Here is a 13,100-nt window from a genome sequence, read left to right as displayed (position 1 = left end):
TGTCATGGCTCAACAACCGGCTAAAGCAGAAGGCGCAGCAGAGGCTGCACCCAAATCCAAGAAAAAACTCATTGTCATATTGGCCGTGGTACTGGCATTAGCTGCCGGTGGCGGTGCTGCTGCGTTCTTTTTGCTGAAGAAGCCAGAGGCGCAGCAAGCCAAAGCCAAGCATGGCGAAAAAGCAGAAGGTCACGAAGATGCAGCGGCTGAAGGCGAAGCCGCTGAGGAAGAGGCGCCCGAAGAAGAGGCGAGCGGTCATGCAGACCCTAAAACGGCCCTGACTTATGTGCAATTTGAAACATTCACTGTGAATTTGCTGCCAGACCCGGATGATAAGTTCTTGCAATTGGATTTGACGGTGGAGGTGAAAGGCGCTGAATTGGCCGAAAAGATGAAGGCACAAATGCCGGTGTTGCGTAATCGCGTATTGTTATTGCTTACCAGCAAAAAGGCGTCTGATATCTCTACACCAGAAGGTAAAGCCCAACTCAGTGAAGAGTTGCTGGTTGAATTGAAAAAACCGCTGGCAGCACACGGTAAGCCGCTGAAAGTCACCCAGGTATTATTTACCTCGTTTGTGATTCAGTAATGTTATGGGCCTAGTTGTTTAAAGTGAGTCATCATGTCAGCTGACAAGTTCTTATCACAAGATGAAATTGATGCGCTACTCAAAGGGGTTGAGGGCGATGATGAGACTGATTCGTCCAGCAAAGACGAGGCTGGTGTACGCAATTACAATCTCGCCACGCAAGAGCGTATTGTGCGCGGCCGCATGGCCACGCTGGAAATGATTAATGAACGCTATGCGCGTTTATTACGTGTTGAGTTGTTCAACTTTCTGCGCCGCACGGTAGAAGTGTCAGTCGGCCCGGTCAGAATCATCAAATATACCGACTTTATCCGTAACCTGGTGGTGCCCACCAACCTCAACCTGATTCATATGAACCCAATGCGTGGCACAGGCGTGCTGGTGCTGGATCCGACACTGGTGTTTTTGGTGGTGGATAATATGTTCGGCGGCGATGGCCGTTTTCATACCCGCGTGGAGGGCCGTGATTTTACCGCGACCGAGCAACGCATTATCCAGCGCATCCTGAGCATTATGTTCGAGTCGTATGAAAAAGCCTGGGCGCCCGTGTATCCGGTCAAGTTTGAATACCTGCGCTCGGAAATGAATACGCAGTTTGCCAATATCGCCACGCCGAATGAAGTGGTCGTGGCCATTACCTTCAATATTGAGCTGGGCCCGAATAGCGGCGAAATGCATTTTTGCGTGCCGTATTCCATGGTCGAGCCAATCAAAGATCTGCTGACCTCACCGTTACAAGGCGAAAATCTGGGTGGCGATAAACGTTGGGTCAAATTGATGACGCAGCAGATTCAAGCCGCAGAGGTTGAGATTGTGGCCAATCTGGCGACACGTAAACTGACAGTGGCAGACTTGCTGGAGCTGAAAGAGGGCGATGTGATCCCGATTAATATCAGTGACAGCATCGAAGGACAAATTGACAACATTCCAGTGATGGATTGTCGTTATGGTGTATTTAACGGGCAGTACGCCCTCAAGGTTGAAAAGTTAATTCGCGCTGACGGTAGTCACGAGCAATTGCAAGGAGAGTCATAATGGCTATGGATCCCGCCACGAATAGTGCAGATGATGATATGAATGCAGCCATGGCTGCCATGGGAGTGTCTGATCCCGGTGATGTGCAGACGATTGCTGAAGATGACTGGGGCGCGGCCCTGGCTGAGCAAACCCAGGCGGAATCTTCGGCGCTGCAAGAGCCAACCAGCAAGACGGCAGTGTTTAACGAGTTTAGCGCCAATAACAAGCTAGAAGGCACTCAGAATGACATTGATTTCATTCTGGATATTCCGGTACAACTGACGGTTGAGTTAGGCCGCACCAAAATTTCGATCAAGAACCTGCTGCAACTGGCACAGGGCTCTGTGGTGGAGTTGGATGGCATGGCCGGTGAACCAATGGATGTCCTGGTGAACGGCTGCCTGATCGCACAAGGTGAGGTGGTGGTGGTGAATGACAAGTTTGGTATCCGCTTAACCGATATCATTACCCCGGCCGAGCGTATTCGCAAGCTGAATCGTTAATTGCTTTTTTTGAATTAGATCGCCATGAAAACTCTCAGCCAGTGGTTAATTGCCTTGTTTAGCAGCCTGCTGACCAGTGTGGCATGGGCTGTGGTACCTGCGGCAACTGTCGCGGCCGCACCCAGTGCCAGTGATAGCCTGGGCCGCATGGTCTATGGCACGGTAATTGTCTTGCTGGTAATTGCGGCGATTGCCTGGGTGTTACGACGAGTTCTGCCTGGGCAAACCATGGCTCAACGCGGTGTGATCAAGCAGGTAGGTGGTTTGCAGTTAAGCCCCAGGGAACGCGTGGTGGTGCTTGAAGTGGCTGGCCGCTGGCTGGTGGTTGGTATCAATGCAGGCCAAATGACCGCCCTAGGCGAGGTTGACCCGCCTGCCGCAGAGTCCACAGCAGAAGAGGGCGCCAGCGCGGCTGAGCCCTCGGTTCCTGGTGTTGATCCGCAAGCTTCTTTTGCTGTCCGTTTACAGCAGGCCATGCAGGCCACCTTGCAGCAAACCGTCAAATCCATCAAAAACAAGCCTTGAGTCGCTCATTTCCGACCTTTGATTTAGCCAGGTCTGGCGTACTATAGCCCTAACTTATTGATCGTCTTGTGTCTGCCGTGTGCAGGTACAAGACAGTTTCGGGTGCCATATACATGCGCGTTTTTTCAGGTTTAAAGTCTCTCTTGTCCTTGTTGCTGCCGACCGGCTTGCTGCTTGGCTTCCCGCTCTTATCGTGGGCGGCTGGCGGACTGCCGATTGGCACAGTGACCCCCGGAGCAGGAGGTGGCCAGGACTATACGCTGAGCCTGCAAACCCTGATTTTACTCACCTCATTGACATTCATCCCGGCCGCCATGCTGATGATGACCGGCTTTACGCGTATCGTGATTGTGTTGTCTTTGCTGCGCCAGGCCTTGGGTACCCAGTCTGCGCCTTCTAACCAGGTATTGATTGGCCTGGCCTTGTTTATTACCTTTTTTGTCATGGGGCCGGTGTTCGACAAGATTTATACCGACGCTTACCAGCCTTTATCCGAAAGCAAAATCACCATGCAGGAAGCGTTGGAGCGCGGTGTATTGCCACTCAAGGGCTTTATGCTCAAGCAAACCCGCGAGAATGACCTGGCCATGTTTGCCAATATGGCACATGTCGAGACCATTCAAACGCCAGAGGATGTACCGCTCAGAATACTGGTGCCTGCCTTTATGACCAGTGAGCTGAAAACCGCTTTCCAGATCGGCTTTGCCATCTACATCCCGTTTTTGATTATCGATATGGTGGTAGCCAGTATCCTGATGGCCATGGGTATGATGATGGTGTCACCAGCCATTGTTTCGCTGCCTTTCAAGCTCATGCTGTTTGTGCTGGTCGATGGCTGGCAGCTGATACTCGGCTCGCTGGCGCAAAGCTTTGTGATTTAACTTTTTGATATAACGCAGCATATATTCAATTCAGGAGCAAACCATGAGTCCGGAACAGGTATTGACCATAGGCAGTGAAGCGATGCAAACCACATTGATGGTAGCAGCGCCCGTGCTGGGGACTGCGTTGATGATCGGTTTGATTGTGAGTATTTTCCAGGCAGCGACACAAATCAACGAACAAACCCTGTCATTTATCCCCAAATTGGTCGGCGTCATGGCTGTGCTGCTCTTGGCTGGCCACTGGATGCTGATGACTATGGTGGATTATATGCACCATATTTTTACCATGATTCCGCAATTGGTGAACTAAGCCTCAGGCCTTATGCTGACCATCCATGCTTCAGATCTGCAATTGTGGATTGTCCAGCTATTGTGGCCACTGACACGGGTGCTTGGTTGTCTCACCGTCGTTCCGCTGTTTAGCCATCCCTCTATTCCCAAACGCATCAAGCTGGCGATCGGCTTTGTCATTACGCTGGCCATTGTGCCTGCCATCCAGGTGCCGTCCATTGAGGTGTTGTCATGGCAAGGCTTGTTGTCATTGCTGGCACAGTTTTTAATCGGTATCAGCATGGGCTTTGTCATGCGCTTACTGTTTACTGCGGTTGAAATGGCCGGGTTTATGATGGGCATGAGCATGGGCCTGGGCTTTGCCAGTTTTTATGATCCACAGGCGCATGGCCAAACCATCGCTGTCGGGCAGTTTTTAACCATGCTGGCGTTGCTGGTGTTTTTAAGCCTGGATGGTCATTTAATTGTGGTGGCCGTCATGCTGCAAAGCTTTGAAACCATGCCGATAGGTATGGAGCACTGGCAGCTGAATAGCCAGGCCATCGCCAGTTTGGGCGGGCATATTTTTTCGCAAGGCCTGCTGCTGTCATTGCCGGTGGTTGCCAGCCTGTTGATTACCAACATGGCGCTGGGTGTGTTAACCAAAGCGGCGCCACAATTCAATATTTTCGGTATCGGTTTCCCGATCACGATATCGGTGGGTTTCTTGATGACGCTGCTCAGCCTGCCTTCTCTGGTCAGCCCCATCAGTCGTTGGCTAGTTGAGGCGCAACAACTGATGTTGCAAGTGCTGCACTAGTGACGATTAAATGGTGATGCTTAAATCAGGCTGAATAGCGAGATATTCGAGGTAGCGACAAATGCTTTTTGCGCCGCTTGCAAGATCGTCGTTTTCTTGGAGATATCTGACAATGCCTGCGCATAATCCAGATCCTGCAGCGTTGAAATAGACGCATCATATTGCAGATCCAGACTATCCCCCGTGGTATTCAGGGTATCCAACAAATTCAGGCTGCTACCGATTTCTGAACGTGCATCCAATACCGAGTTCAATGAGCCTTTCATTTTGTCGATACTGGTTGCCAGGCCGGTATTAAATGCGTCTTGGGTAGTGCTGTCGGTGATCGGTGTTTTTAACAGCGCAATAATGTCCTGCAAGTTAGTGAACACATTGTCGCCGTTGGCACCAAATACCTGGTCGCCGGTGAACGTGACTGGCAACTGGCTTTGCACATCAATTTGCAAGCTGGTGCGGGTTGAGTTGGCAACAAAGTCAAAGTTGCCATCAAACGGTACGGTAGACGAAGCATAGCCAGAGTACATATAGTTGCCCTGCGAGTCTTTGGTATTGGCCAGGCCCTTCAGTGTGTCCAGACTACCTTGCAGTTCATTGGCCAGCTTGGCACGTTCTGCATCCGTATAAGCACCATTACCGGCAGCAATCAGGGTCCATTGGATGGACTGTATGGTGTCTGTCACGCTACTCAAGTTAGCCTCATAGGTTTGCAGCAGTGTTTCTGCAGTTTTACGCGTGTTGGTGTAATTCGCGTTCTGGTCTTTGGCCGTATTGAGCTCGAGTATGCGTGCCGCCGCCACCGGGTCGTCTGCTGGCGAATTTACGCGCTTACCAGTCGCAGTTTGAATGCTCAGCTTGTTCAGGTCTGCTTGCAGATTCATTAACTGGTTGGTACCAGATTGATAGATGGTATTGGTACTGATTCTCATGATGGCCTATCCTTCAAAAACTTATTGACCAATTTGCAGTAAAACTTCAAATAGCTGGCTGGCGATTTGCATCATTTTGCCCGCCGCCTGGTAGGCTTGCTGATAACGCAGCAAATCAGTGGCTTCTTCGTCCAGGTTGACGTCAGACTCAGACTGCATGGCGGCCGTTGCATTTTCCAGGGCGGTGGCATCAGCCTTGCTGGTGATGCTGAGTTCATTGGTTTTAGTGCCTACGGCACTCACCATTTGTGCAAAGGCCTGTGCATAGGTTCTATTCGTGCTGCTGCCTGCCACACGCACGTTGGCGCCAGTTTGCAAGGCAGCCAGTTTCAAGCCGTTTTCGTTATCGTTAGGGCCGGTGGTGGCTGAGCCTGCCATAGCCAGTTTGTCGACATTGGTAAATGCCAGTGACAGTTGACCCGCAGCATACTGCGTCGGCTTGATCAGGTAAGAATCGCCTTCTGTCGGTGTGCTAGTGTTGACATCAATCTGCATGCCGTCGACGGTAGCAGGCAGCGAAGCGCCTTGCCACATCACGGACTTATCACTGAGGCGGGTAATGGTGTATTGGCCACTGTTATATTTGACCGTGTAGTCGCTGCTGGTCAGCAGGCTGGCATCGGTGATGGTGGCAGAAGCCGCTTTGGTCGGGTCTGTGTTGTAGGCGCTGCTGACCGCGGTCGGTCCACCGACATTAAACAGGTTGGTACCCAACACGCCATTTAAATCATAGCCCTGGGTTTGCTGGGCATTAAACTGGCTGGCCAGGGTCACGGCCAATTGGCCCACCTGGTTTTGCACCACGTCCAGAGTTTCACTCCTGAATTGCAAAACACCGCCAAGCGTGCCGCCAGACAAGGTATCTGTGCTCAGGATTTTAGGGCTGGCGGGATTACCATAAGCCACCTCCATGCGGGTAGGGTCGGTATCACTGGCGCGTGTATATAAAGAGTACTGTTGCGTACCAACGACCAGTGGCATGCCGCTACCGGCAAAGACGTTGTAAGAACCATCATCCTGCTTGATGACGGTGGTCTTGATTTGTTCACTGAGCTTGGCCACCAGTTGGTCACGTTGGTCCATCAGGTCATTAGGCGTATTGCCTGTTGAGTTAATGGCTTTGCTGATGGTGTCATTCAAGTTGGCAATTTGTGAGGAGTAGCTGTTAATAGCATCCACACTGGCGGTAATTTGCGTATTAATACTATCGCGCATTTGGTCCAACTGGGTGTTTACCGCATTAAAACGGTTCACCATGGATTGTGCGGAAGAGATCAATGTCTGGCGCGTGGCCGTGTCACTTGGGTTGGCTGCGGCCGCGCTCACTGCACTGAAAAAGCTGGTAATCACTGGGTTCAAACCGGCCGTGCTGTCGGACAACAAGCTGTTGATCTGGCTGATATTGCTGTAATAAGCACCGCTGGCATTGGCTGTCGCCGTGGCATTCAGTACCTGTTTGGCCAGCGTCTCGTTGAACACACGCTGTATGCCCACCACATTGGTGCCCTGGCCGACGTAGCCATAGCCAAAGTTTTGTGCTTGCGCAGCGGCTTGCACTACAGTTTGACGGTTGTAACCCTCGGTCGACGCGTTGGCAATGTTGTGGCCAACGGTGGCAATCCCTATTTGCGCGGCATTGAGGGCGCTTTTACCAATGCTGAGTACATTTGACATGTGATTTCCTCATGTGTCAGCCCCCTGCAGAGAGTCAGACACGACTTTAAAGTGTGGATAAGTAGCCTATCGGCAGTTTTTTTTGTTTCTTTAGGGTACGTCAGCCTAGCCTTGTAAATTTTTGATGACTTGCGTCAGTTTCTTGCCATATTGAGGGTCTGTTGCATATCCAGCACGTTGTAATGCGTGGGCATAGGCGCTGGCATCATGCGTATTGCTCATGGCTTGCTGGTAGCGCGGATTTTGTGAAATCAGTTTGGCGTAATCTTTGAACGCATCGCTATAGCTGTCGTAAGCGCGGAATTTTTCAACCCGGCTCTGTTTGACGCCGTTGATATATTCGGTGGTCGTGCTGGTGGCGACTTTGCCTTTCCAGTTAGCATCCGCCTTGATGCCGAACAGGTTGTGGCTGTTGACGCCATTGTCGGTTTTAATCTCATGCTTGCCCCAGCCGCTCTCAAGCGCAGCCTGGCCGATCATAAACTTGGCAGGAATGCCGGAGCTAGTGCTGGCGGCCTGTGCGTGCGGTAACATGCTCTGGATAAACTGTTGTGTTTTACCCGCAACCTCACGCATCGCGGTGGCGAGTGGCGCTTGCGGCAAGGTAAAGCTCTGGACATTGGCTTGTGTTTCTTCCACCAGCGGTGGCAGCTCAGGAATCCCGCGCGCCCAGGCTGTATCGGTATTGCTATCCGAGGTGGCGTCAGTGGCTTCCCATTGCTGGTAAGCTTCGCGGATTTTTTGTGCGGCTTGTGCTAGCACAGCTTTACCGTTGCTATTGCCATTGTTTGCTGTTTGGTTCGTTTGGCTAGTGTGAGGCAGGGCAGCGCTGCTATCCAGCTTGCCAGTAGATTTGCTGTCTTTGCTGCCATCGGTGGCATCGCCCGGTTTTTGGCTAAACTTGCTCAATTGCCTGACCAGCACATCTGTCAGCCCCATGCCTTTTTGGCTGAGGTTGGTACTCAGTTGCTGGTCCAGCATGCCCATAAACATCTTGCCTTGCTCGCTATCGGTGATGCCATCTTGCGGCACGGTGTCACGCATGCTTTTCAGCATCATGTTCATCAGCACAGCTTCAAACTGGCGTGCCACCGCCCGAATAGATTCGGGCGAGTCAGTATTGCCACGCTTCAGGCTATTGAGCGAGTTACCGTCAATGGCCAGACTTTGCGTCGTAGGATCGATACGAGGTTGCATCGCCGTCTCTCGCTTAAATCACCTCAAGCTCGGCATTCAATGCGCCGGCAGCTTTCATGGCTTGCAAAATCGCCAGTAAGTCCTGTGGTGTGGTGCCAATGGCGTTGAGCGCTTTGACCACATCAGACAAGTTTGCGCCGTTATTCAGCTTGAGCACTTTGCCTGGCTCTTTGTTAATGTTAATTTCTGACACGGCGGTGGAAATCGTCTGGCCATTGGAGAATGGGCCAGGCTGGCTAATCACCGGTGAAGTATTAATCACCACAGACAGGTTGCCGTGCGAAACTGCGCAACTATCCAGCGTTACTGCCTTGTTCATGACCACTGAACCCGTGCGTGCATTGAGGATAATTTTGGCAGGGGTTGCCGCCAGCGCCACGTTAATCGTTTCCAGGTTGGCCAGAAACGAGACGCGGCTCATGCTTTCAGGTGGGCGCACTTGAATCACGCGGCCACTTTCGGCTTGTGCGGTCATCGGGCCAAACTTCTTGTTAATGGCTTCCACCACATTGTTGGCGGTTGAGAAATCACTTTCTTTCAATTCGAGTTTGACCACATCCTGATGCAGCAGGGTGTTGGGCAGGGCACGTTCAACCGTGGCGCCCTCAGAAATACGGCCTACACTTAAATGGTTGATCTGGGTTTGGCTGCCATTGGCGGCCGCGCCGACACCACCGACGACCAGGTTGCCCTGACCCATCGCGTAAATTTGACCATCGGCACCTTTAAGTGGCGTCATCAGCAGGGTGCCGCCGCGCAAGCTCTTGGCGTTACCCATGGAAGAGACTGTCACATCCAGCGTTTGGCCCGGTTGTGCGAAAGCGGGCAGGGAGCTGGTGACCATGACTGCCGCGACGTTTTTCAATTGCAGATTGGTGCCAGGCGGTAAGGTAATACCCATCTGGTTCATCATGCTGATAATACTTTGCACGGTAAACGGGGTTTGCGTGGTCATGTCGCCTGTGCCATCCAGGCCAACGACCAGGCCATAACCAATCAACTGGTTGGCACGCACGCCCTGAATGTTGCTGATATCCTTGATACGCTCAGCCTGGGCGAACGGGGTTGTCAGCAGCAGGCTGCAGGCCAGCATGCCATAGGCAACAGCGCGTATGCCGCGCTGTGCGTTGTGAAACAGGGGTTTTGTCAGTGCGGGCATGATTAACTCTCCTACAATGGAATCATGCTAAGGAAAAAGCGCGAGAACATGGACAGCACTTCAGCGGCATCCATTTTGCTGTTGCTGCGGTATTCAATACGCGCATCAGCCACTTTGGTCGAGACCACTTCGTTGCCGATGGTAATCATGTCCGGGTTGACAATGCCTGAGAAGCGGACATATTCAGTGCCCTTGTCAAAGCCAATCTGTTTCTCGCCGCTGATCACCAGGTAGCCATTTGGCAGCACATCGGTCACGGTCGCTGTCACAGAACCACTAAAGGTATTGCTGGCATCTGCCGCTGCTTTGTCTTTGAATGACAGGGCTGAGCTGGCGTTAAAGGCGGCTTTAGGCACGTTATGGCCAAACAGGCCGGTCACAGAAGCGGCTGTGGAGCCATCTTTGGTTTGCTCGTTATCAGAAGCCTTGTTAGCAGTGGTATTTTCTGCAATACGAACAGTGACGATATCACCTACATAGCGTGGGCGGCGGTCTTCAAACAGCGGGCGAAAGCCTGCACTGTTGAAAATGGCGCCTGCCGTACGCGCGTCTGGGCGTGCCATGGCGACGCGTGGCGTGTCCGGTTTTTGCACAATGGTTGAAGGCGTAATGGAGCAGCCGTTCAGTAATTGGGAAAACGCCAAACAAAGTAGTAAGCTCATGATCGTTCTATTCATCATTTGAGTGATCCTCAAGCAGGGATTACATCTGCGACAGTTTTTGCAGCATCTGGTCCGAGGTTGTAATCGCCTTGCTGTTAATTTCATACGCACGCTGGGTTTGAATCATGCTCACCAGCTCTTCCACCACGTTAACGTTGGAGGTTTCAACATAGCCTTGTGAAAGCAGACCCGCACCATTGGTGCCTGGTACATTGGTATTCGGGTTGCCTGATGCGGTGGTTTCTACATACAGGTTTTCACCTTTAGATTGCAAGCCAGTCGGGTTGATAAATGTGGCTAACTGAATCTGGCCAATCTGGGTCGTGGCCGTTGAGTTAGGGGTGGTAATTGAGACCACACCATCTCTGCCAATGGACAAGCTTTGCGCATTGGCTGGAATCGTAATTGACGGTTGTACCGGGAAGCCGCTGGCAGTGACCAGTTGGCCCTGGCTATCGACCTGGAACGAGCCATCGCGCGTGTAGGCGGTGGTGCCATCAGGCAACAGAATCTGGAAGAAGCCCTGGCCCTGAATAGCCACGTCTTTATCGTTGCTGGTTTGTTGCAAGTTGCCTTGGGTGAAAATACGCTCGGTCGCCACCGGTTTTACACCGGTACCTAATTGCAAACCGCTGGGCAGCTGGCTTTGTTGCGAGCTTTGTGAGCCTACCTGGCGAATGTTCTGGTAGAGCAGGTCTTCAAACACCGCGCGCGACTTTTTAAAGCCGCTGGTGCTGACGTTGGCCAGGTTGTTTGAAATCACGTCCATCTGCATTTGTTGTGCATCCAGACCGGTTTTTGAAATCCATAATGAGCGTATCATCGTTCACTCCTTGGGCTTAAACCCGTTTTCATACTGCAATATTAGTGCAAGCCTTAGCCATTCATACTGAAGAGCTGATCGGCTTTTCCAGCGTTGTTTTGCGCGTTTTCCAGCATTTTCATTTGCATCTCAAACTGGCGAGCCAGGCTGATCATGTTCACCATGGTTTCGACCACGTTGACATTGCTGGTTTCTAAAGCACCGCCAGCCACTTTTACGTTAGGGTCCAGTGGCGCTGCCTGCCCATTGCTGGTGACAAACAAGCCATCATCTGCGCGCTTGAGCGAAGCTTCTGGTGGATTCGCCAGTTTGATCCGGCCCAGAATGGTGGTCGCGCCTGGTGCAGTAAAGTCGTTGACGCTGGAAATCGTGCCATCACCACCGATACTGACAATCACGTTAGGCGGAATGCTGATCGGGCCTGCATCGCCCATTACATTGAGGCCGGATTCGGTTTGTAATTGCCCGTTCTCATTAATTTTGAGCGAGCCGTTGCGGGTGTAACCTTCTGAACCATCGGCGCGCTGCACGGCGATCCAGCCCTGGCCTTGTACGGCGACATCCAGGTCGCGGCCGGTATGCTGGATACTGCCAGCCTTGTAGTCGGTGCCCACTGTGGCATCGACGACAAAGGCGCGTGTAGGCAAACCATCGCCTAAAATTGGCACTGCGCGGAAGCTGTCCACCTGGGCTTTAAAGCCGGTCGTGGTGGCATTGGCCAGGTTGTGGGCAGTGGTCGCCTGTTGCTCCAAAATATGTTTGGCGCCAGTCATTGCAGTGTATATCAGACGATCCATAAAGCTGCCCCTATCAAGAAGTGAATCAAACCCTTATTAACGCAGGTTGACCAAAGTCTGCATGACCTGATCTTGCGTTTTAATGGTTTGCGCGTTGGCCTGGTAGACGCGTTGTGCAGTGATCATGTTCACCAGTTCTGCGGTCAGGTCGACGTTGGAGTCTTCGACTGCGGATGATTGCAATACACCTAATGTACTGCTACCAGGCGCACCAATCAGCTCATCGCCAGATTCGTAAGTCGCCATCCACTGGTTACCACCTAGGGATTGCAAACCGTTCGGGTTCACAAAGTTAGCCAGAATCACACGGCCCAGATCTTTGGATTGGCCGTTGGTATAACGGCCTTGAATAATGCCGTCATCACCAATGGTGAAGCTAGCAATACGGCCAGAAGAGTAACCGTCCTGGCTCAGCTTGTTCACGCTGAAAGAAGAACCGTACTGAGTACTGGTTGAATAGTCGAAACTGATATTCATGGTGGCGCCACCAGTGGTAGGCGTAAAGCTGATCGGTGACACGGTGGAGTTGGTTGAGTCATAGCCACCTGCGTTAAACACCATGGATGGTGTAGGCGTAGGGGTCACATCCGAGCCATCCACTGTGGTATACACGCTCCAGGTGTTCGCTGCAGTTTTCACATAGTAGTTTTGTACATTGTGTGAGTTGCCCAGGTTGTCATATACCGTGATCGCAGTGGAGTTGGTATAGCTGGTTGGGTCAGTCGAGCTGAATGGCGTCACTGTCTGGTCAATGTTGGCACTGGCGGAGTTCAGGTTCAAGGTGCCGGTGATTTTACTACTCGCCACTGGTTGCAGGTCGCTGGTATCGATCTGGATCTCTACCGGGCTGGAGCCATTCAGGTTGTCAGCGCTGTTACCCATCAGGCGTTTGCCATCACTGGTGACGATATAACCATTTTTGTCCATCTGGAACTGGCCGTTACGGGTGTAAGTCACTGCGCCATTGTTACTCAGGCGGAAAAAGCCAGCACCGTTAATCGCCACGTCCAGGGTGTTGTTGGTGGCAGTAATATTGCCCTGGGTAAACTGCTGGGCAACGTCAGAAATTTTGGTACCAATACCGATTTGGGTGGCACCGGCGCCGCTTAATGAAGCGGCGAACACATCAGCAAATTCTGCACGAGACTGTTTAAAGCCAACGGTGTTAGCGTTAGAAACGTTGTTGCCAATCACTTCCAGCGCTTTGGATGCTGCGTTTAAACCACTTAAGCCTTGTGAAAAAGCCATGTTATC

Annotated in this window: 15 protein-coding genes; 7 read left to right on the top strand and 8 right to left on the bottom strand. The window is 52.0% G+C overall.

Annotated elements, in window-relative coordinates; all coding sequences use genetic code 11:
- Positions 1 to 4: 4 nt before the first annotated feature.
- The 7 genes from INP78_RS10555 (at position 5) to fliR (ending at position 4,608) form a co-directional block, all read left to right on the top strand.
- The gene (locus INP78_RS10555) at positions 5 to 589 is read left to right on the top strand and encodes a flagellar basal body-associated FliL family protein (protein WP_194742131.1); all 585 of its coding nucleotides are present in this window, start codon (positions 5 to 7) and stop codon (positions 587 to 589) included.
- A gap of 33 nt (positions 590 to 622) precedes the next feature.
- Positions 623 to 1,624 (top strand): flagellar motor switch protein FliM, encoded by a 1,002-nt coding sequence (gene fliM, locus INP78_RS10550; RefSeq protein WP_194742130.1) that lies wholly within the window; start codon positions 623 to 625, stop codon positions 1,622 to 1,624.
- A 50-nt stretch (positions 1,625 to 1,674) separates the two neighbouring features.
- Positions 1,675 to 2,109 carry a flagellar motor switch protein FliN gene (gene fliN / locus INP78_RS10545; RefSeq protein WP_194742215.1) on the top strand — a complete coding sequence of 145 codons (435 nt, stop codon included), beginning with the start codon at positions 1,675 to 1,677 and terminating at the stop codon, positions 2,107 to 2,109.
- 24 nt (positions 2,110 to 2,133) lie between these two features.
- Positions 2,134 to 2,634, top strand: a complete 501-nt coding sequence (fliO, locus tag INP78_RS10540) for a flagellar biosynthetic protein FliO (protein WP_194742129.1) — start codon at positions 2,134 to 2,136, stop codon at positions 2,632 to 2,634.
- A gap of 113 nt (positions 2,635 to 2,747) precedes the next feature.
- On the top strand, positions 2,748 to 3,515 hold the full coding sequence (gene fliP / locus INP78_RS10535; RefSeq protein ID WP_194742128.1) for a flagellar type III secretion system pore protein FliP: 768 nt from the start codon (positions 2,748 to 2,750) through the stop codon (positions 3,513 to 3,515).
- Between the two features lie 43 nt (positions 3,516 to 3,558).
- Positions 3,559 to 3,828, top strand: coding sequence for a flagellar biosynthesis protein FliQ (gene fliQ, locus INP78_RS10530; RefSeq protein WP_019882538.1), 270 nt, complete (start codon positions 3,559 to 3,561; stop codon positions 3,826 to 3,828).
- A 12-nt stretch (positions 3,829 to 3,840) separates the two neighbouring features.
- A complete protein-coding gene (fliR, locus tag INP78_RS10525) occupies positions 3,841 to 4,608 on the top strand; it encodes a flagellar biosynthetic protein FliR (protein WP_194742127.1) in 768 nt (255 codons plus the stop codon).
- A 20-nt stretch (positions 4,609 to 4,628) separates the two neighbouring features.
- Here fliR and flgL read toward each other — a convergent pair whose 3' ends face one another.
- The 8 genes from flgL to flgE form a co-directional block, all read right to left on the bottom strand.
- Positions 4,629 to 5,534 (bottom strand): flagellar hook-associated protein FlgL, encoded by a 906-nt coding sequence (gene flgL, locus INP78_RS10520; RefSeq protein WP_194742126.1) that lies wholly within the window; start codon positions 5,532 to 5,534, stop codon positions 4,629 to 4,631.
- Between the two features lie 21 nt (positions 5,535 to 5,555).
- Positions 5,556 to 7,208, bottom strand: coding sequence for a flagellar hook-associated protein FlgK (flgK, locus tag INP78_RS10515; RefSeq protein WP_194742125.1), 1,653 nt, complete (start codon positions 7,206 to 7,208; stop codon positions 5,556 to 5,558).
- Positions 7,209 to 7,313: 105 nt separating this feature from the next.
- On the bottom strand, positions 7,314 to 8,405 hold the full coding sequence (gene flgJ / locus INP78_RS10510) for a flagellar assembly peptidoglycan hydrolase FlgJ (protein WP_194742124.1): 1,092 nt from the start codon (positions 8,403 to 8,405) through the stop codon (positions 7,314 to 7,316).
- Between the two features lie 13 nt (positions 8,406 to 8,418).
- The gene (locus tag INP78_RS10505; RefSeq protein ID WP_305076181.1) at positions 8,419 to 9,564 is read right to left on the bottom strand and encodes a flagellar basal body P-ring protein FlgI; all 1,146 of its coding nucleotides are present in this window, start codon (positions 9,562 to 9,564) and stop codon (positions 8,419 to 8,421) included.
- 11 nt (positions 9,565 to 9,575) lie between these two features.
- The gene (locus INP78_RS10500) at positions 9,576 to 10,226 is read right to left on the bottom strand and encodes a flagellar basal body L-ring protein FlgH (protein ID WP_194742123.1); all 651 of its coding nucleotides are present in this window, start codon (positions 10,224 to 10,226) and stop codon (positions 9,576 to 9,578) included.
- Positions 10,227 to 10,266: 40 nt separating this feature from the next.
- Positions 10,267 to 11,049, bottom strand: a complete 783-nt coding sequence (gene flgG / locus INP78_RS10495) for a flagellar basal-body rod protein FlgG (RefSeq protein WP_194742122.1) — start codon at positions 11,047 to 11,049, stop codon at positions 10,267 to 10,269.
- Between the two features lie 53 nt (positions 11,050 to 11,102).
- Positions 11,103 to 11,846 carry a flagellar basal-body rod protein FlgF gene (gene flgF / locus INP78_RS10490; RefSeq protein ID WP_194742121.1) on the bottom strand — a complete coding sequence of 248 codons (744 nt, stop codon included), beginning with the start codon at positions 11,844 to 11,846 and terminating at the stop codon, positions 11,103 to 11,105.
- 36 nt (positions 11,847 to 11,882) lie between these two features.
- Positions 11,883 to 13,094: a flagellar hook protein FlgE gene (gene flgE / locus INP78_RS10485; RefSeq protein ID WP_194742120.1), complete on the bottom strand. Its 1,212-nt coding sequence runs from the start codon at positions 13,092 to 13,094 to the stop codon at positions 11,883 to 11,885.
- Positions 13,095 to 13,100 lie beyond the last annotated feature (6 nt).

The sequence above is a fragment of the Methylophilus sp. 14 genome (assembly GCF_015354345.1).
Lineage (GTDB): Bacteria > Pseudomonadota > Gammaproteobacteria > Burkholderiales > Methylophilaceae > Methylophilus.
Note: the sequence above shows the minus strand (reverse complement) of the source record. Positions and strands in the feature narration are given on the sequence as shown.

Bases quoted from the DNA above. Each gene is read 5' to 3' on its own strand.
- INP78_RS10555 (WP_194742131.1), top strand. From the start codon at position 5: ATGGCTCAACAACCGGCTAAAGCAGAAGGCGCAGCAGAGGCTGCACCC.
- fliM (WP_194742130.1), top strand. From the start codon at position 623: ATGTCAGCTGACAAGTTCTTATCACAAGATGAAATTGATGCGCTACTC.
- fliN (WP_194742215.1), top strand. From the start codon at position 1,675: ATGGCTGCCATGGGAGTGTCTGATCCCGGTGATGTGCAGACGATTGCT.
- fliO (WP_194742129.1), top strand. From the start codon at position 2,134: ATGAAAACTCTCAGCCAGTGGTTAATTGCCTTGTTTAGCAGCCTGCTG.
- fliP (WP_194742128.1), top strand. From the start codon at position 2,748: ATGCGCGTTTTTTCAGGTTTAAAGTCTCTCTTGTCCTTGTTGCTGCCG.
- fliQ (WP_019882538.1), top strand. From the start codon at position 3,559: ATGAGTCCGGAACAGGTATTGACCATAGGCAGTGAAGCGATGCAAACC.
- fliR (WP_194742127.1), top strand. From the start codon at position 3,841: ATGCTGACCATCCATGCTTCAGATCTGCAATTGTGGATTGTCCAGCTA.
- flgL (WP_194742126.1), bottom strand. From the start codon at position 5,534: ATGAGAATCAGTACCAATACCATCTATCAATCTGGTACCAACCAGTTA.
- flgK (WP_194742125.1), bottom strand. From the start codon at position 7,208: ATGTCAAATGTACTCAGCATTGGTAAAAGCGCCCTCAATGCCGCGCAA.
- flgJ (WP_194742124.1), bottom strand. From the start codon at position 8,405: ATGCAACCTCGTATCGATCCTACGACGCAAAGTCTGGCCATTGACGGT.
- INP78_RS10505 (WP_305076181.1), bottom strand. From the start codon at position 9,564: ATGCCCGCACTGACAAAACCCCTGTTTCACAACGCACAGCGCGGCATA.
- INP78_RS10500 (WP_194742123.1), bottom strand. From the start codon at position 10,226: ATGAGCTTACTACTTTGTTTGGCGTTTTCCCAATTACTGAACGGCTGC.
- flgG (WP_194742122.1), bottom strand. From the start codon at position 11,049: ATGATACGCTCATTATGGATTTCAAAAACCGGTCTGGATGCACAACAA.
- flgF (WP_194742121.1), bottom strand. From the start codon at position 11,846: ATGGATCGTCTGATATACACTGCAATGACTGGCGCCAAACATATTTTG.
- flgE (WP_194742120.1), bottom strand. From the start codon at position 13,094: ATGGCTTTTTCACAAGGCTTAAGTGGTTTAAACGCAGCATCCAAAGCG.